This is a genomic window from Amycolatopsis sp. lyj-23 (assembly GCF_046549135.1).
Classification (GTDB): Bacteria; Actinomycetota; Actinomycetes; order Mycobacteriales; family Pseudonocardiaceae; genus Amycolatopsis.
Genome location: NZ_JAJPWN010000006.1, coordinates 426040 through 443363 on the forward strand (window position 1 = coordinate 426040; position 17324 = coordinate 443363).

Annotated in this window: 15 protein-coding genes; 2 read left to right on the top strand and 13 right to left on the bottom strand. The window is 69.9% G+C overall.

The genetic code is table 11. The features are described from left to right. Nucleotides 1–13: 13 nt before the first annotated feature. The 3 genes from ACLJPY_RS17855 to ACLJPY_RS17865 are packed head-to-tail and all read right to left on the bottom strand — an operon-like array spanning nucleotide 14 to nucleotide 2243. Nucleotides 14–385: an ectoine synthase gene (locus ACLJPY_RS17855; RefSeq protein ID WP_410589792.1), complete on the bottom strand. Its 372-nt coding sequence runs from the start codon at nucleotides 383–385 to the stop codon at nucleotides 14–16. Between the two features lie 3 nt (nucleotides 386–388). After that, nucleotides 389–673: a phosphopantetheine-binding protein gene (locus ACLJPY_RS17860; RefSeq protein WP_410589794.1), complete on the bottom strand. Its 285-nt coding sequence runs from the start codon at nucleotides 671–673 to the stop codon at nucleotides 389–391. 1 nt (nucleotide 674) lies between these two features. After that, nucleotides 675–2243, bottom strand: coding sequence for an AMP-binding protein (locus ACLJPY_RS17865; protein ID WP_410589796.1), 1569 nt, complete (start codon nucleotides 2241–2243; stop codon nucleotides 675–677). 310 nt (nucleotides 2244–2553) lie between these two features. On the opposite strand from ACLJPY_RS17865, the gene ACLJPY_RS17870 reads away from it, so the two are divergent. Continuing rightward, nucleotides 2554–3498: an RNA polymerase sigma factor gene (locus tag ACLJPY_RS17870; RefSeq protein WP_410589798.1), complete on the top strand. Its 945-nt coding sequence runs from the start codon at nucleotides 2554–2556 to the stop codon at nucleotides 3496–3498. A gap of 123 nt (nucleotides 3499–3621) precedes the next feature. Here the strand turns inward: ACLJPY_RS17870 and ACLJPY_RS17875 are convergent, their stop codons facing one another. From ACLJPY_RS17875 to ACLJPY_RS17890, 4 genes are all read right to left on the bottom strand, one after another. Continuing rightward, nucleotides 3622–4056 carry an SgcJ/EcaC family oxidoreductase gene (locus ACLJPY_RS17875; RefSeq protein WP_410589799.1) on the bottom strand — a complete coding sequence of 145 codons (435 nt, stop codon included), beginning with the start codon at nucleotides 4054–4056 and terminating at the stop codon, nucleotides 3622–3624. 34 nt (nucleotides 4057–4090) lie between these two features. Beyond that, entirely contained in the window at nucleotides 4091–5269 is a 1179-nt protein-coding gene (locus ACLJPY_RS17880) for an acyl-CoA dehydrogenase family protein (protein WP_410589801.1), read from the bottom strand. A gap of 154 nt (nucleotides 5270–5423) precedes the next feature. Next, on the bottom strand, nucleotides 5424–6671 hold the full coding sequence (locus ACLJPY_RS17885; protein WP_410589803.1) for an acyl-CoA dehydrogenase family protein: 1248 nt from the start codon (nucleotides 6669–6671) through the stop codon (nucleotides 5424–5426). A 243-nt stretch (nucleotides 6672–6914) separates the two neighbouring features. Next, entirely contained in the window at nucleotides 6915–8114 is a 1200-nt protein-coding gene (locus ACLJPY_RS17890; RefSeq protein ID WP_410589804.1) for an acyltransferase family protein, read from the bottom strand. Nucleotides 8115–8521: 407 nt separating this feature from the next. On the opposite strand from ACLJPY_RS17890, the gene ACLJPY_RS17895 reads away from it, so the two are divergent. Next, nucleotides 8522–9544, top strand: a complete 1023-nt coding sequence (locus ACLJPY_RS17895; protein WP_410589805.1) for an alcohol dehydrogenase catalytic domain-containing protein — start codon at nucleotides 8522–8524, stop codon at nucleotides 9542–9544. Nucleotides 9545–9599: 55 nt separating this feature from the next. Here the strand turns inward: ACLJPY_RS17895 and ACLJPY_RS17900 are convergent, their stop codons facing one another. The 6 genes from ACLJPY_RS17900 to ACLJPY_RS17925 form a co-directional block, all read right to left on the bottom strand. Next, nucleotides 9600–10997 (bottom strand): FAD-dependent oxidoreductase, encoded by a 1398-nt coding sequence (locus ACLJPY_RS17900; RefSeq protein WP_410589806.1) that lies wholly within the window; start codon nucleotides 10995–10997, stop codon nucleotides 9600–9602. A gap of 23 nt (nucleotides 10998–11020) precedes the next feature. Beyond that, complete coding sequence (locus ACLJPY_RS17905; protein WP_410589808.1) at nucleotides 11021–11269, bottom strand: phosphopantetheine-binding protein; 249 nt, start codon at nucleotides 11267–11269, stop codon at nucleotides 11021–11023. Between the two features lie 211 nt (nucleotides 11270–11480). Next, nucleotides 11481–13028, bottom strand: a complete 1548-nt coding sequence (locus ACLJPY_RS17910) for an MFS transporter (RefSeq protein WP_410589809.1) — start codon at nucleotides 13026–13028, stop codon at nucleotides 11481–11483. 241 nt (nucleotides 13029–13269) lie between these two features. Further along, a complete protein-coding gene (locus ACLJPY_RS17915; RefSeq protein ID WP_410589811.1) occupies nucleotides 13270–14694 on the bottom strand; it encodes an extracellular solute-binding protein in 1425 nt (474 codons plus the stop codon). Nucleotides 14695–14727: 33 nt separating this feature from the next. Next, complete coding sequence (locus tag ACLJPY_RS17920) at nucleotides 14728–15453, bottom strand: DUF2306 domain-containing protein (protein ID WP_410589813.1); 726 nt, start codon at nucleotides 15451–15453, stop codon at nucleotides 14728–14730. A 328-nt stretch (nucleotides 15454–15781) separates the two neighbouring features. After that, nucleotides 15782–17251, bottom strand: coding sequence for a multicopper oxidase family protein (locus tag ACLJPY_RS17925; RefSeq protein ID WP_410589815.1), 1470 nt, complete (start codon nucleotides 17249–17251; stop codon nucleotides 15782–15784). Nucleotides 17252–17324: the final 73 nt, after the last annotated feature.

The following is a 17324-nucleotide window of genomic DNA, read 5'->3' on the forward strand; positions in this document are numbered from 1 at the left end:
GGGGAGCTCCGGCTCAGTAGTTCGAGTATTCGTCGTCGAGGTTGTGCGATTCGTCGCCGATCAGGGCCGGCGTGAACATGCAGACCAGCACCATGTCCTCGTGCGGCGACGCGATCAGGTGGTGCGGGTCGTGCTTGTCGAGGGCGTAGATCGTGCCGACCTCGATGACGTGCTCGTCACCCGCGGAGTCGATGACCTTGCCGCTGCCGGCGATGCAGTAGCACGCCTCGAGGTGGTTCTTGTACTCCAGCGCCGAGTCGGTGCCGGCCCGCACGACGGTGTGGGTGACGGTGTAGCCCATGCCGTCCCGAAGCGTGAGGAAGCGGTGGCTCAGGCCGTTGCCCCACTCGACGCCTTCGGTCTCCGAAAGCTTGCGGATGATCATCGTTCAGGCCGCCTTTCCGAGCTGGTCCGAGCCGGACCGGCCGGCCGCCGAGTGCAGCTCGACGAACCGGGTGATCGAGGTGAGGGAGGTGAAGTCCTGCTCGACGATCTCGACCTCTTCCATCGGGATCTCGAACGTGGCCTCCAGCCAGGTGACCACGCGCAGGAGGCCCAGGCTGTCGATCACGCCGTTGGCGCGCAGGTCGTAGTCGGCCTCCAGCTCCTCCGGGGCGACCCCCGGCAGGAACTCGTCGAGGACGTACTGCTTGATCCGGTCGGCACTGCTCATGTCAGCTCCCGTTCAACAGGTCTCGGATGACGGCTTTGCGGTCGGTCTTGCCCGTCGACGTCGTCGGCAGCGGGTCGTCGACCACGCGGATCGTGGTGGGCAGCGCGGCCCGCGCCAGCCGCTGACCGCAGAACTGCCGCAGCGCGAGCACTCCGAGCGGCTCGGTCGTGTCGCGGCGGACGACCGCGTGGATGACGAGCCCGGCGACGTCGTCGGGCACCGCGACCACCGCCGCGCCGGCGATCCGCTCGTGCCCGAGCAGGACCTGCTCGATCTCCTCGAGGTTGACCCGCACGCCGCGGACCTTGACCTGGGAGTCGGTGCGCCCCACGAGGGTGAACACGCCGTCGGCGTCGCGGTGGACGAGGTCACCCGAGCGGAAGTAGACACGGCCGTCGGCGCGTTCGACGAACTTGTCCGCCCCGCCGCCGACGGCGTACCCGGCCGTCTGGAACGGCGTGGACACGAGCAGCTCACCGGTGGCCGGGCCGTCGACGACAACGTCGTCGGCGTCGAGCACGAGCGCGGCGACGCCGGGCAGCGGTCGGCCGATCGGCAGCGGGCCCGCGGCGGCCGGGTCGCCGATGATCTCGTGGATGAAGCTGTCGTTGGTCTCGGTGGCACCGTAGATGTTGTAGAACCGGGCGTTCGGGAACAGCCGCGGCAGCTCCGGCAGCAGCTTCGCCGGCATCTTGTCGCCCGTCACGATCACGTGCGTCACCGTCTCGAACGGCTCGCCGTCGTGGGCGTCGGCCAGGAGCCGGTAGAGCATCGGGACGGACTGGACGACCTCGACGGCCTCGGTGCGGATCAGCTCGGCGAGGTGCTTGCCGTTGGTCGCCCGCTCGGGCTCGACCAGCACCGTCGTACCGCCGGCCTTGAAGGTGGCGCGCAGGTCGAGCAGGCACAGGTCGAAGTTGAACGGCGCGTAGTTCAGCACCACGGTGCCCGGCCGGAGGCGGAACTTGGTGACCGCCCACTCGGTGAACCGTTCCACCGCCTGGAAGCTCAGCGGCACCACCTTCGGCAGCCCGGTGGAGCCGGACGTCGTGAAGATGAACGACGTCGCGTCCGGGCTGACGTCGGGACCGGTGATGCCGTCGAGCCCGGCGAGGTCACCGTCCGGCGGGACGGCGGTCGTGTCGATCTTGTGCACCCGCAGCCCCCCGACGCCCGCGGCGGGCTCCGCGGTCAGCACGTCGGTGCAGTCCGCTTTCTCCAGCAGCTCTTCCAGCGCCGTCGCACCGAGTTCGGTGGACGGCAGCATGAACGGGCGGCGCGCGAGCAGGCAGGCGACGATCAGCGCGACGGTGCGCGGAGTCTTCGCGGCGTGCAGCGCGACGCGGGCGTCGGACGGCAGCTGCAGCGCCGCGAGCCCGTTGTAGGCCGACATCGTCATGGCGCACAGTTCGGCGTACGACACCCGGTCGCCGCCCATCACCAGCGCGGTCGACTCCGGCCGGTTGCGGGCGAAGTCGGCCAGACAGCCGAGCAGCGAACGCGAATACGGCACAATGCTCTCCAACCCAGCCGGGCGCGCGGCGACCACGGTCGCGCGCCAACCAGTCACCCCAGCTCCCCCACGGGAAGTCCATTTCGGACTTCGGCGGTGCCCGGCCCGGGCACCGCCTGGACACACCGTAGCTTCGCGACCGAGTGACTGGCTTCTCGCGCAGTGCGGCTCCGCTCGACCCGATGAGTCCCGTGTGGACCGTCCGACCAGGACTCCGCCGCCACCGCCGCGCTCGGCAACGGCCCCGGCGTTCGATCGCCGGCGGAGTTCGGGCACCTTCTCCCGGCGTGCGCGCTTTCCCGGTCCGGCGACGGCAGCGCGCTAACGTGAACACCGTGTGCGGGCCGCCGGAGTGAGGGAAGCACCGATGCCGCGAAGCGAGATGGACGACCGGCTGCGGCTGATCTTCACCTGCTGCCACCCGGTGCTGCCGCGCGAGGCGCAGATCGCGTTGACGCTGCGGCTGGTGTGCGGAGTCGGTACCGGCGACATCGCGCGTGCGTTCCTCGTACCGGAAGCGACGGTGGCCGCCCGGATCAGGCGGGCGGAAGAGAAGATCTCCGCCGTGGGTGCCGCCTCCCGCGTCCCGGCGGCGAGCGAGCTGCCGGACCGGCTGGACGCGGTGCTCACCGTCATCCACCTCCTGTTCACCACCGGGCACACCGCGCCGTCCGGGGACGCGCTGGTGCGCGAGGACCTCGTCGACCGCGCGCTGGGCCTCGCCCGGCTGCTGCGCGACCTCATGCCGGACGAACGCGCGGTCTGGGGACTGCTCGCGCTGCTCCTGCTCACCGACGCCCGGCGCGCCACCCGCACCGACGCCGGTGGCCGGATCCTCCTGCTGGAAGAGCAGGACCGTTCGCGGTGGGACCGGGCCGCCATCGCCGAGGGCCACCGGCTGGTCCTCGACGCGATGCGAGCGGGCCGGCCGGGGAAGTTCGTGCTGCAGGCGGCCATCGCGTCCGTGCACGCGCGGGCACCGAGCTACGCCGAGACCGACTGGGCGCAGATCGTGGTGCGCTACGACCAGCTGCTGCAGGTCTGGCCGTCTCCGGTGGTGGCCCTCAACCGCGCCGTCGCGGTGTCCATGGTGGACGGTCCCGGGGCAGCGCTGCGCGAGGTGCGGGCCCTGGAGGAGGACGGCAGGCTCGACGGCTACCACTACCTGGCCGCGGCGAAGGCCGACCTGCTGCGGCGGCTGGGCCGCTCCGCCGAAGCGGCGGCCGCGTACCGCACGGCACTGGACCTCGCCGGCAACGACGCGGAACGAGCGTTCCTCGCCGGGCGGCTCGAAGAGGTGACCTCCGCCTGACCCGTCGGCTTCGGAGGTGGCGGAGCGGAAGCACCCGACCAGACCAGCATCGCGGGCCGTCGACACGCCGAACGGGCCGTTGCCCGGTCGACGGACAACGGCCCCGTGCTCCGCTTCCCGCTGTCAGGCGGCGCGGTCGGCGGCGCTCCCGCGGGTCGCGCTCGCGTCGTGGCGCGGGCTGTTCTGGTACGCGGCCAGCCGCCACTCGCCGTCGTGCCGGACGACCAGCCAGGACGCCCGGATCGCGCTGCTCTCGGAGACCTCGGTCTCGCCCTTCTCCAGCACGCCGCCGTGGCTCAGCAGGATCGCGACGTCCGGCCCGAGCACCCGGATGCTGATCGGCTTGCCGACGACCTGGGTGTCCTTGTAGCGGCCCTCGAACGCGTCGGCGAAGTAGGAGCAGACCTCCTCCTTGCCGTTGCAGAACACGCCGGGCAGGATCAGGGTGCCGTCCTCGACGAACAGGCCGGCGATCGTGTCCGCCTCCCCGTAGGCCCACCCGGCCACCATGCGCTGGGTCAGCGCGGCGATCGCGGCTGCGTCCGAATCGGTGGTCATACTGGAATTCCTCTCTGGTGGTCGACGAACCGGATCAGATGTAGAGGGTGTTGGGTTCGAGCCCGCACAGCACCCGGCCGTAGAGCTCGGCGTTGGTGTTCGGGTGCATGAGCGCGTGCTGGTTGACCGCCTGGATGTCCCGGTTGATCCGCTGGATCGGGATCCCGCTGTAGATGGAGGACCCGCCGCTCGCCGTGGCGTAGATGTCGATCGCCTCCTTGGCCAGCCGGACGGTGGCGCCGACGTCGGCACGCGAGCGGGCGCGCTCCTCGAGCTTCCACTCGGTGCCCTCTTCCGCCTTGGTGTCGACCAGCTTCGCGAGGCGCTGCGCGTGGAACTCCGCCTCGTCGGTCTTGTTCGCCGCCTCGGCCACCTGGAAGTGGGTGATCGGCGCGTGGCGCTGGCTCTCGTAGGCGGTGTAGGTGATCTTGCGCTCCGGCATCCGGCTCATGAACGCGTGCTGGGCGCCCTTGGCCATGCCGACCAGCGTGCCGACCGACGCCGCGGAAGCCACCGGCAGCAGCGGCGCGCGGTAGACCGGCGACGACGCGTTGCGCTTGGAGGCGATCTGGCCCTGCAGCACGGCCGGCAGCGGCAGGACGCGCTCCGCCGGGATGAACAGGTCCCGCGCCACCGTGCTGACACTGCCGGTGCCCCGCAGGCCCGACGTGTGCCAGTCGTCGATGACCAGCAGGTCCGACAGCGGCACCAGCGCCATCACCGGGTACGGCTCGCCGTCCGGCGGGACCAGGATGGCGATGATCTCCTGCCACTGCGCGTGGTGCGCTCCGCTGATGAAGCCCCACTTGCCGTTCACGAGGATGCCGCCGTCGACCGGCTTGGCCATCGCCGACGGGCTGAGCGTCCCGCACACCCGCACGTCCGGCGTCGAGAACACCTCGTCCTGCACCTGGTCGGGGAACTGGCAGGCCATCCAGGTCGGGATCCAGTACACCGACGCCACCCACGAGGTGGAGCCGCACCCCTGCCCGAGTGCGGTGCCGACCTCGAACAACGTCTGGCTGTCCACTTCGTACCCGCCGTAGTGCTTGGGGCGGCGGAACTTGAACACACCGGCGTCGGCGAGCGCCTCGATGGACTCGTCGTGCAGCCGCCGGTTCTCCTCCGCCCAGGACGCGTGCTTGCGCAGGAGCGGGATCAGATCCGACGCCTTGCGCACGAGTTCCTCGCGCGCGGGGATCGTGGTAGCCAAGATATCCTCCAAGCAACGGAAGCGGACGAGAACGGACAACTGGTCGCGAAGCTCGGCCGGCATCCGCAGGTCTTCGGTTCGAGCCTCTCCCGGGCGGAGGGGCCGGTGCGTCTCCGGACTTGCGGTTCCGGTCCGAGGCGACGGATTACGCGAGTCAGTGGTGGTCTTCGAGGCCGAACCGCGCCTTGGCGAGCTCACGGTTGACCATCGTGTTCATCGCGACGGCGATGCCGGCGTGGCTCTGCAGCGTGGACAGGTCCCGCCACACCCGTTCGATGCGCTGGCCCCTGGTCACCGCGCTCGAACCGGCGGTCGGGAACACGTGCTGCTCGACCGCCGCCCAGCTCAGGCGGATCACCTCGCGGCACATGGTGGCGATGCGCCAGTCCTGCTCGGCGGTGAACGCCTGCGGCCCCTCCGCGCACAGGTCCTGCCACCGGGACACCGTCCCGGCGACGGCGGCCTCCGCGGTCGCCAGCTTGCCGGTGGCTTCTCCGTACCAGCGCTGGAAGTCCGGGTCCGCCGCCCGGCTGACGATCGGCGGGTACATGGTGGTGCGGGTGCGCATCAGGTGCTCGTACTCGTCCAGCGCGCCCTGGGCGATGCCGACCGCGAGGAAGGCCGCCTCGAGGAAGGCGAAGCTGACCGGGCCGCCGCCGTACTGCGGGTTGATGTGCAGCCGCACGCCCGGCGTGTCCTGGGTGACCTGGTACTGGCTCTGGTGGATCGGCAGCGTCTGGTCGTCGGGCACGTGCGCGTTGTCGATCACGAGGCTGTGCGAGCCACTGCCCTTGAGGCCGAGTTGCCTGCCCCAGTCGTCGAGCCGGCGGAACTGGTCGCTCGACACGACGAACAGCAGCACCTCCGGCTCGTCGCCCTCCTCGGGCGCGACCAGCGTGTGGCCGATGAAGTGGGTGGCGTACGGCGCGCCGGAGCAGTAGCCCCACGTGCCGTCGACGACCCAGCCGCCGTCGGGGTGGCGCTCCGCGGTGCCGCACGGCAGCACCGTCGACGGCGCGATGAAGTCACCGCCGGAGAAGATCTCTTCCTGCACCCGCTCCGGGAACACGGTCGCGGCGAACACCGCGTGCACCGCGCCGAGGCAGTACATCCACCCGGTCGACGGGCAGCCCCGTGCGAGCGTCCGCACGACCTGGAAGAACGTGTCGACGCCGAACTCGTAGCCGCCGTACCGGCGGGGCACCAGGATCCGGTAGAAGCCGGCCTTCGAGAAAGCCTCGTGGACGTCCGCCGCGTAGTAGGTCCGTTCTTCGACCTCGGCCTGCCGCGCGACCAGCGTCGGGGCGATCGCCTCGGCCCGCGCGATCACGTCCGCCGGGGTGAGATCGGGCTCCGGCGGCAGCGGATATCCGTTGGCAGGATTAATCGCCGTCACTGTCATCGCTGCGCGATCCTTTTCTCGAGGGGCAATGCTGTGCGAAAGCCGTCCATTCCGCGCGGGCGCACCCGAATCCTGCCTCGGATCATCACATTCGCCCGGCACCGGGCGCATCTCCCCGATTGCCCGGCGGGCGCGTCCGGCCACGACCCGGCCCGGTCACCGCCGGCCGCACCTTTCGACGTGCGGTGTCGTGGCGAAGCCCCCGCCGGTCGGCCGGCGAGGGCTTCTCCTTTTCCGTGACGGCTACGCCGCGGCCCGGTCGTCGTCCGGCGGCTTGATCGCGACGACGGTGCCCGCGCGCTCCTTCGCCTTCTTCTCCTTGTCCCGTTTGGACACCGAGAAGCGCCGCATGATCGGGTGCTCGACCAGCGTGTACTGCAGCCACGCGACGAACAGCGTGACCACGAAGATCGCCGCCATCTCGGCGAGCGCGCCGCCGAGGGTGGTGGCCGGGCCGAACACCGTCATGTAGCCGTACCACAGCAGCAGGCTGTGCCACATGTAGAAGGCGAACGACACGTCACCGAGCCAGACCATCGGCCTGCTGCCGAGCCAGCTCTTCTTGCCCTCCGCGTCCGCCTTGGCCGTCGCGGCGATGAGCAGTCCGAGCGGCACGACCATCAGCGCCACCAGCCCGAAGGTGTGCGGCACGAACTGCGACGCGCCGTAGGCGATGGCGACCAGCACGGCCGAGCCCGCCCGGCCGAGCGGAAGCCGTTGCCCGGTCAGGACGATGCGGGCCAGCAGGATGCCGACGGTGAAGTCCAGCATGCGCGGCAGCGGAGCCTGGTAGATGCTCCAGATCTCCAGGTCGGTCACGTCGGAGTAGTCCAGCAGCGGCGCCGACGGGAACAGCGTGGTCAGGAAGGGGATGGTGAAGATGACCGCCACGAGGGCGCCGACCCAGGCCCACAGCCGGTTCGGCCGGATCTTGCCGATCCACCGCACCACGAGCGGGAAGGAGATGTAGAACAGCAGCTCGCAGGACAGCGACCACGCCACGCCGTTGTAGTTGCCCCGGACGTTCATGTCCGGCGCCCACGCCTGGAGCAGGAAGACGTTGAGGATCGCGTCCCGTCCGTTGAGGACGACGTCGTCCACGAACGCCAGCAGCAGGGCCGCGGCGATGAAGGTGGTCAGGTGGTTGGGGAAGATCTTGAAGATCCGCCGGCGCCAGAAGGCGCGCGTCGTGTCGGAGGGCCGGAACGACCAGGTCAGCACGAACCCGCTGAGCAGGAAGAAGAAGCCCACGCCGAGGAAGCCCGCCTGCCACAGGACCTTGTTCATCGTGGCCTGCACACCGGGGTACATGCCGATGAACCCGGTGTGGAAGGCGAAGACCATGAACGCGGCGATGAACCGCATGCCCGTCAGCGACCGCAGCTGCGCCGGCCGGGATCCGGTGCGTAACGGACCCCCGTCACCCTTCGTCGTTCTGTCCATCTGGCGTGTCTCCATTTCTCACGAACTGTCCGTCGCCGATTAGTCACGCGCTGCCAAGTTGTGTTACGCTGTGACTCGTCGGCGTCTGGTTGGTGACCGCCAACCCACGAATCCGGCGTTGTGCGAAATGCCAACGCGACAGACAACATTTCGATGTCTTGTGCATTCTTCCTCGCGGCTTTGCCCGCCGACCTCTTCCAGCGTGCTCCGTGGCCTGCTGTTGTGCACTCGCGCTGAGGCGCCACCGGCCCGTGCCCGGATCCGCACGGTGAAAGACCCATTCCTACGCCGGTGTGGTGATGATGGGTGCGTCGCCTGACGGGCTCGCGTGCCGGAAGACCCCCGTACCCCGAGGCGGCCGGGACGCCGTGTCGGTCTGCTCCCGGGTTCTCGAACTAGGAGGTCGGATGAAGGCAACGGTCATTCCGGAAGTGAACGCCGAGTGGGTGCTCCAGGACGTGCCGACCCCGGCGCCGGGCCCCGGCGAGGTGCTGATCAGGGTGCGGGCGTCCGGGCTGTGCGGCAACGACGTCGCCGCCTCCAAGGGTTTCATCCCGTTCCCGGCCATCTCCCCGGCCATCCCCGGCCACGAACCGGTCGGCGAGGTCGTGGAAACCGGCGCGGGCGTCACTTCCCGCGCGGTCGGCGACCGCGTCGGCGTCACCTGGATCCGGGGCACCTGCGGGCGGTGCGACTACTGCCGGCTCGGCAGGCCGGTGAGCGGCACGGCCGCGCTCCTGTGCGCCGCGCCCGTCTCGACCGGCTTCACCGTCCAGGGCGGCCAGGCCGAGTACCTGGTCGTGGCCGCGGACCAGACCGTCCGCATCCCCGACGCCCTGAGCGACGTGCTGGCCGCGCCGGTGCTCTGCGCCGGCTACACCAGCTGGTCGGCCATCCGGGCGGCCGAGGTGAAGCCGCACGAACGGATCGCCGTGGCGGGCATCGGCGCGCTCGGCCACCTCGCCGTGCAGTACGCGAAGGCGTGCGGCTTCGAGACCGTCGCGATCACGACGTCGCCGGACAAGCACGACCTCGCCCGCGAACTCGGCGCGGACCTGGTCGTCGCCGACGGCGGGCAGCTGCGTGAAGCGGGCGGGGCCGACGTCATCATCGCCACGAACCCGTCCCACGTCGCCGCGGCGGAGTCGCTCGCCGGGCTCCGCGTCGGCGGGAGGCTCGTGCTCGCCGGCATCGACGGGCAGAACGCGTTCGGCATTCCCAGCGCGGCGACGCACCCGTTCTTCGCGCTGGACCAGAAGGTGCTCGGCGCGACGCACAACGGCCCCGAGTTCCTCCGTGAGGCGCTCGACATCGCCGCGAGCGGCAAGGTCACCCCGCTCGTGGAGACCTTCGCCAAGGAGGACATCGCCGAGGCCGTCGAGAAGGTCAGCAAGGGCGAGGTGCGCTTCCGCGCCGTCATCGAGTACTGAGCCGCACGCGAAGGCCGGGTCACCTCGATCGAGGTGACCCGGCCTTTGTCGTGGGTCAGGCAGCTTTCGGCAGATCCTTCGGCCCCGCGCCGGCCGGCGGCGCGGTGTCGAGCCAGGACGGGCCCGGCTCCGGGGTGCGGAACGCGTGGCGCAGCACCCGCCGCACGGTCCCCGGCTTGAACAACGCCTCGGGCGGGTCGATCAGGCCGGCCACCCGCATGAACGCCTCGGTCACCTTCGGGTCCTTGGTCGCCGCGTACTGCAGCCGCGCCATGTAGGCGTTGGCGATCTTGACCTTGGCGGGCCGGGGTCCTTCGACGCCGGGGTAGGCCAGGTCGCCGCCGACCGAAATGTCCCACGGCGCGTTGATGACCTTCGAGATGGCGGCGAAGAACGGCAGCGGCGTGACGTCGCCGGCCCGCAGCAGCTCCCGCAGCGCCAGCACCTCGAGCGCGGCGACGGTCATGCCCTGACCGTAGACCGGGTTGAAGCTGCAGAACGCGTCGCCGAGGACGAGCAGGCCGTCCGGGAACCGCGTCAGCCGCTCGTAGCGGCGGCGCACGCTCGCCGGGAACCGGAAGCTCACCGGATCCTCCAGCGCGGGTGCGTCCCGCACCGCGTCGTAGACGTCGGGCACCGGCAGCGTCCGCGCGAACTCCAGGAAGCCCGCCGGGTCGGTCGGCGGGTGGTCGCCGAGGACCCCGGTCAGCGACAGGACGCAGACGCCGCCGCCGAGCTGGCCGAAGAAAGCGCCGCGGGGATGGGCCGGCGAGGCCACCGGGACGATCGACTGCGCGCCGCGGAACGACTCGGGGCCGACGCGGTAGTGTCGCGTGGTGTAGGCGAGGCCGACCTTGACCCGCTCCTCCTCCGGGCGGTCGTAGCCGAGTTCGTCGAGCCACGCCGGGGTGCGCGAACCGCGGCCGGTGGTGTCGACGACCACGTCCGCGTCGAGCACGACCTCGGTGTCGTCGGCCTGCCGGCGCACCACGACACCGGTGACCCGCCGGTGGTCGCCGGTGGTCACCAGGCGGAGGATGTCGTGCTCCTCGAGGTAGGTGACGTTCGGCAGCGCCGCGACCCGGTTCCGCACGTGGTTCTCGAGCACCGGCCGGGACGGGGCCACCGTCACGAGCCCGGTGTCGGCCGGCTGCACCCGCCTGCCGTTGAAGATCCACCTGATCCGGCCGAGGTCGGTGGTGAACGCGCCCGCCGCGACGACTTCGTCGGTGAGGCCGGGGAACAGGTCCTCGAGGATCAGGTGGCCCCTGGCGTGCAGGCCGTGGGCGTGGTGGGCGTGCGGCGCACCCTTGCGGGCCACGCGCACGCCGAGCACCTTGTCCCGGTCGACGACCACGACGTCCTGGTAGGACTCGGACAGAACGCGCGCCGCGAGCGTGCCGGCGATGCTGCCACCGAGGACGACCGCCCGGGCCCTGGCTTGGGAGTTCATCGTGTTTCCTTTCTGCGTCACCGTCAGGCCGCCGACGCGTCCTCGGCCTTGGCGGTCGCGCTCCGGATGAGCGTCGCGAGGTTCGGGTCGTCCTCGAACAAGTCGCCGACGTCGATCCAGATGTCGAGCTCCTCCTCGATCCGGGAGGCGATCCGGACCGCGGAGATGGACTCGCCGCCCAATTCGAAGAAGGTGGCGTCCTCCTGCCCGGCCGGCACGGTGAGCACAGCCCGCCAGATCTCCTCGATCTTCTGCGCGATATTGCTGCTCATGCACTTCCTCCACTGTCCTGCCGATGGGTCAACCGTCCGGAAGGGACAGTGACTCGAGGAACGGAGCCGACGGACTCACCGCTCCATCGTGGCTCCGGCCCGCAGCGGACCGCGTCTCGCGCTGTGCGGAACCGCCGCGCCGGCGTCGGCGACGCACGACAGCGGCGGCGGGCTGCCGCTGTGGCAACCCGCCGCCGCTGTCCGGGAAGTGTCAGGACTCGGCCGGTACGGCCTCCGCCTGACCGAACGGAGGCACGTGCCGCATCCGGATGCCGACGAAGGCCGCGGCCGCCAGGAGCACGGCGATGCCGATGGTGGCCACCGTGTTCAGCCCGGTCACGAACGCCTGCCTGGCCGGGGCCATCAGCGCGTCGGCCGCCTGCGGGGAAAGCGCGGCCGCCGACGCGGCCGCTCCGGAGACGCTGTCGCCGGCCTCGGCGGCCGTGCCGGCCGGCAGCCCGGGCGGCAGCTCGACCACGGCCCGGTAGACCGCGGCGCCGATGGTGCCGTAGATGGCCAGGCCCAGCGTCGACCCGAACTCGTTGGCCATCTGGGCGAGGGAGCCCGCCGACCCGGCCTGCTCCGGCGGAGCCGACCCGACGATCAGGTTGGCGCCGAGCCCCGGCATCGCCACACCGACCAGTGACGACGCCGCGAACGCGATGATCAGGGGCGCGTTCCCGGAATTGGCGTCGATCTGGGTCATGGTGACGAACGCCATCGCCGCGGCGATCATGCCGCCCGCCATCACGTAGGAGGGGCGGAACCGCGCGGCCAGCTTGGGCATCACCTGGAAGCCGATCGCACCGGTGATCATGCCGGGCACCAGCGCGGCGCCGGCCTGGACCGACGAAAGGCCGCCGACCAGCTGGAAGTACAGCAGCATCAGCATCAGCAGGCCGCCACCGAAGCTGGTGTAGCAGAGCATGCCCACGATGCTGCCGCCGATGGTGCGGTTGCGGAGCAGGCTCATGTCCAGCAGCGGGCTCTCGATGCGGTTCTGCCTGCGGACGAACGCGACGCCGAACCCGATGCCGATCAGCAGCGACGCGGTCGGGAACAGCTCGAAGCCGTCCTTGGCCAGCTGCTTGATGCCGTAGATCGTCGGCAGCAACGCCAGCAGGGAGAACACCACACTGGTCGGGTCGATCTTGCCTGCCGCCGGATTCTTGAACTCGGGCAGCAGCTTCGGACCGACGATCACCAGCGCCAGCATGATCGGAACGCCGAGCAGGAACACCGAACCCCACCAGAAGTGGGCCAGCATGACCCCGCCGATGACCGGGCCGAAGATCGCGCCGAGGGTGAAGGTCGCCGCCCAGATGCCGAACGCGGTGGCCATCTGCTTCGGGTTCGTGAACAGGGTGGCGATCAGCGCCATCGTCGACGGCATCAGCGTCGCACCGGCGACGCCCAGCACCGCCCGCGCCACGATCAGGGTCTCCGGGTTGGGCGCGTACGCGCACGCGACCGACCCGATGCCGAACGCCAGCGAACCGATGATCAGCAGCTTGCGACGGCCGATGCGGTCACCGAGCGTGCCCATCGTCACGAGGAAGCCGGCCAGCACGAAACCGTAGATGTCGGTGATCCACAGCTGCTGGTTCGCGCCTGCGTGCAAATCGGACGCCAGGTGCGGCAGGGCGAGCAGCAGCACGAAAAGGTCGATGGCCACGATGAAAGTGGGCAACGCCAGCACTGCCAGCCCGAGCCACTCCCGCCTCCCGGCCTTCGTCGGTGCGTCATCAAGGGTGGTCACTTGCTGATCCCTTCATTCCTCTGGTGATCGTGGCCACGCACGAGCACGATCGCTTCGCGTCCACTTCGTTGCTCTTCGTGCACTTATTGCCACAGAGTCCTCTCTGCCGGCGCACGGGAGCATCTTTCAAGGTGCGCTCCCCCGCCCCGAACGGTTGACGACGGGGCAGCCGGATGGTCGCCGGAGACACGTGAGGGCCGGCCGGGAGTTGTCCCGGCCGGCCCTTAAAACGTCGTCAGCGTCAGCTGTCCAGGAGGAAACAGGTCGTCGGGCGCAGACCCGGTCCGACGCAGTGGTCGTTGTAGTCGGTCAGCAGCTCCTGGGCGATGGAGTCCGCCCGGGTCAACCGCTGCCACGGGTTGGCGTTCTTCTCGAGGATGTCGTCGACGGCGCGCATCAGCGCCTGCTGGATCCCCGCGAAACCACCGACCAGCGGGCTCTGTCCACCCGGGACGGCCGTCGTCGCGTTGATCTGCTCGACGGTCGCCAGGTGCTGCGGGTGGTCCTTGTAGTAACCCTCGGCCTTCAGCTCCTTGTAGGCGCCGTTGGTCACCGGGGACGAACCGTAGGCCCGGTGCCATTCGGCGCCGTTCTTCGGGTTGTCCACGAACTGCATGAACGCGAGCGCGCCGTCCCGGGTCGCGTCGTCGAGCCCGGCGGCGAGGTACATGCCTTCACCACCGAGCCACGCGCCCGCGTAGGGCACTTGCTTGGCCGGGGAGGGAGCGACCACGAACTCGAAGTTCGCCGCCTTCGCCGCGTCGACGCCGTAGTTGATCGCGAACGACGAGGTGACCGTGAACGCCACCTCCTGCGAGGCGAACGCCCCGAAGGTGCCGCCCCAGTCCTCCATCTGCCCGGAGTAGAGGAAGTTCCCGTCGCGGTGCATCTGCTGCCACCACGTGGCGTAGTCGACGAGAGCGGGCGAGTTCAGGGCGACGGTCGTCGCCCGCCCGGAGCGCCCGTTGTCGTTGTTGGCGAAGTTCACGCCCTGCTGCGCCAGCGCCTGCATGTACAGCTTGCCCTCGTTCGCCAGGGCCATACAGCTCTTCGGGCCGCCGGGAACCTTCTTGAGCGCCGCGCAGGCCGCGCTCATCTCGGCGTAGGTGCGCGGCACCGTCTTGACACCGGCCTTGTCCAGCAGTGTCTTGTTGACGTACAGCTGCAGCGTCGACAGGCTCAGCGGCAGGGCGAACAGGTCGCCGGATCTGCTGTAGTACCGGCGGCCGGCGGGCACCAGGTCGTCGACGACGACCGGTTCACCGAGGATCTTCTTGCGGCCGGCGATCGCCTTGTTCACCGAAGTGAACGCCGGCTTGCCGTTCTGGTCCAGCGTGTCCAGCGCGTACTGGGTGCCGGAGATGTTGTAGGAGGCGATGGCGGGCGTCTCCCCCGCCAGCGCCGCCTTCTCCACGTCCTCCGGCAACCGCTGGTAGTAGGCGAACTTCACGTTCACCTCGTACTGCGGGTGCGCCTTCTCGAACTCCTTGCCGCGCTTGATCAGCGTGGTGTCGAGGCCGGGGAAGTCGTAGATCGAGAACAGGGTGTTGATGACGATCTTCCGGCCGCTCGCCGGCGCGCCGGCGGCCGCGCCGGAAGCGACCAGGGCGAGCGAAACGGCAGCGGCGAACGAGGTCGCGGCGAGTAACCGGCTTCGGCGCATCATATCCTCCAGTCGAGCAAAACATTCCGGTGCCGGTCAGCGCCGCGGGCGCACGGCGGACGGCCCCGTCACCGGGCGCTTTTCGGTGTGGTAGAGCCAGGCCTGGATGAGCATCAGGTTGAGGACCCACGGCACCCAGCGCGCGTATTCCAGGAAGTACGCGAAGTCGATCTGGATCTGGAACTTGTCGATCGCGAGGTACGTGAAGAAGGCGAGGAAGTTGTTGGCCGGCACGGCGAAGCTGTACAGCATGAACCGGCGGTGCAGCACGTAGTTCCCGCGGCGCACCGTCACGTACGCGGCGGTGGTGATGCCGAGCCAGAACAGCAGCATGGCCGCACCGCCGAGCTGACCCGGGATCGGCGCCCACCACACGATGATGAGACCCGAGATCGCGGCGACCACCGCGCCGACGATGTAGAGCCGCCCGCTCACCCGGTGCCACTTCGGGTGGTTGATCCGCAGCCACGGCCACAGCTGCAGGCACACCGTCAGCACCGTCAGCGTGCCGAAGGACATGTGCGTGATCAGCAGCGGGTAGTAGGCGGGGAAGTTCTCGTGCGGCGGAATCTGCAGCTGGTCCTCCGGCACCCCGGCGACCGGCTCGATCTGCATGTACAGCCAGAACGCGGTGATGGCGAACAGCGGCAGGATCCACGGGCGCCGCCAGAACGGCTTCGACGGAGCTTCGGCCCGCGGAGTCCGCGGCCGCTCCGGTTCCGGCGCCTTGAGTTCGTCGACGTCCTCGATGTTGAGTGTCATTGTTGCTCCTTGCAGGATGGGAGACGCAGGACATCGCGCGCGCCGGGAAAGTGGGCCGCCGACAGCACGGCGTGGGCGCGGGGGTCGCCTCGTCGGCTCATCCGTTGCTCCAGTCGGTGAACCCGGGCGTAACGCCCGGTCCCATCGTCACACCGGTCCCCCACCCCGTCCCCTCCCTGCGTGCGCTAGCGGCGGCACGGGAAAAGCGGTGCTCACGCGGGGTGGCGCCGGGCGGGCGCACCGTCATCGCGGCGGTGCGCAAAGCGAAAGGGGTGCCGGCGTCGATGGACGCCGGCACCCCGCCGGACTTCGGTCGCGAACGACGGCGCTAGGCCACGATCTCCATCTGCCCCATCATGCCCAGCGCCGAGTGCTCCAGGAAGTGGCAGTGGTAGGCGTAGCGGCCCAGGTAGTCGCCGAAGGTGGCCTGCAGCTGCACCGACTTGGTCGGCGGCAGCGACACGGTGTCCTTGCGCCCCATGTCGTTCACCGTCGGCGGGCCGCCGTCCCTCGACAGCACGCGGAACTGCACGAGGTGCATGTGGAAGTTGTGCGCAGCGTCGAACTCGATCGGGTCCGCGTTCGTCACGTTCCAGATCTCGGTGGTGCCGCGCTTGATCTGGATGTCGACGCGCGTCGGGTCGTAGGGCTTGCCGTTGACCAGACCGACCGGGACCGGGCCGGAGACGTCGAAGGACAGCCGGATGTCACGGGTGACCGTCGCGGGCGGCAGGGCCGGCAGCGGACGCAGCGTGCTGGGCACCCGGCTGGTGTCGAGGGCCGTGCGCACGACGTCGAACCGGAGCACCGGGCCGATGGTGTCGTTCATGACGATCTGGGTGCCGACCGGGAAGCGGGAGAAGTCCACGACGATCTCCACGCGCTCGGCCGCGGTGAGCTCGATCTCCGTGCGCGGCACCGGCGCCGGCAACAGGCCGCCGTCCGTGGCGATCTGGAGCATCTGGACGCCGCCGAGGTTCAGGTTGAACTGGCGGTGGATCGCCGAGTTCAGCAGCCGGAAGCGGTACTTGCGCGCCGCGACCTGGAAGTAGGGCTGCGGCTTCCCGTTGGCCAGCAACGTGTTCACCTGGTCGGGCTCGGCGCCGTCCACCAGGTTGCCGGTCTCGTCGATCAGCACGTCACGCAGCATGATCGGCACGTCGTACTGCCCGCTCGGCAGGCCGAGGCTCTGTTCGGCCGGGTCCTCGATGAGGTAGAAGCCGTGCAGGCCGTGGTAGACGTGCCGCGCCTCGGTGTGGTGGCTGTGGTCGTGGTACCACAGCGTGGCGCCCTGCTGGGTGTTCGGGTACGAGTAGCTGCGCGAGGCACCGGGGGCGATGACGTCCATCGGGTGCCCGTCGTCCTGGGGCAGGACGTGGCCGCCGTGCAGGTGCACGTTGGCCGCCTCGGAAAGCTGGTTGGTGAACGTGACCGACACCGGCCGACCGGTCCTGGCCTTGATCGTGGGGCCGACGAGGCCGCCGTCGAAGGTCAGCAGCGGGCTCTGCACGCCGGGCAGGATCTCGACGTTCGCCGGTCTGATCGGCACCCGGTAGAAGTCGACGTCCGGGTCGCCCTTGAACGGGGTCAGCACCCGCGGCACGGGCATCGGCACGCTGAACGCGGCCCCCTTCACGTGCGGACGCGCCGTGCTGCCGTAGAACTGGTGCCCGTGCGGGTCGCCGATCGGGCCGAGGCCGGTCGCCGAGGCGGACGGGTTCTTGAGGCCCTTCGGGAGGATTAAGGCGCCGCCGACGGCGGCACCCCCGGCAACCAGCAGTTTTCGCCTGTTCAGCATCTGATCCCCAGTGATAAGCGACGATTTGTGATGTACTGCACAAGATTCCACCGCGGTGGACCGGTGTCTTGTT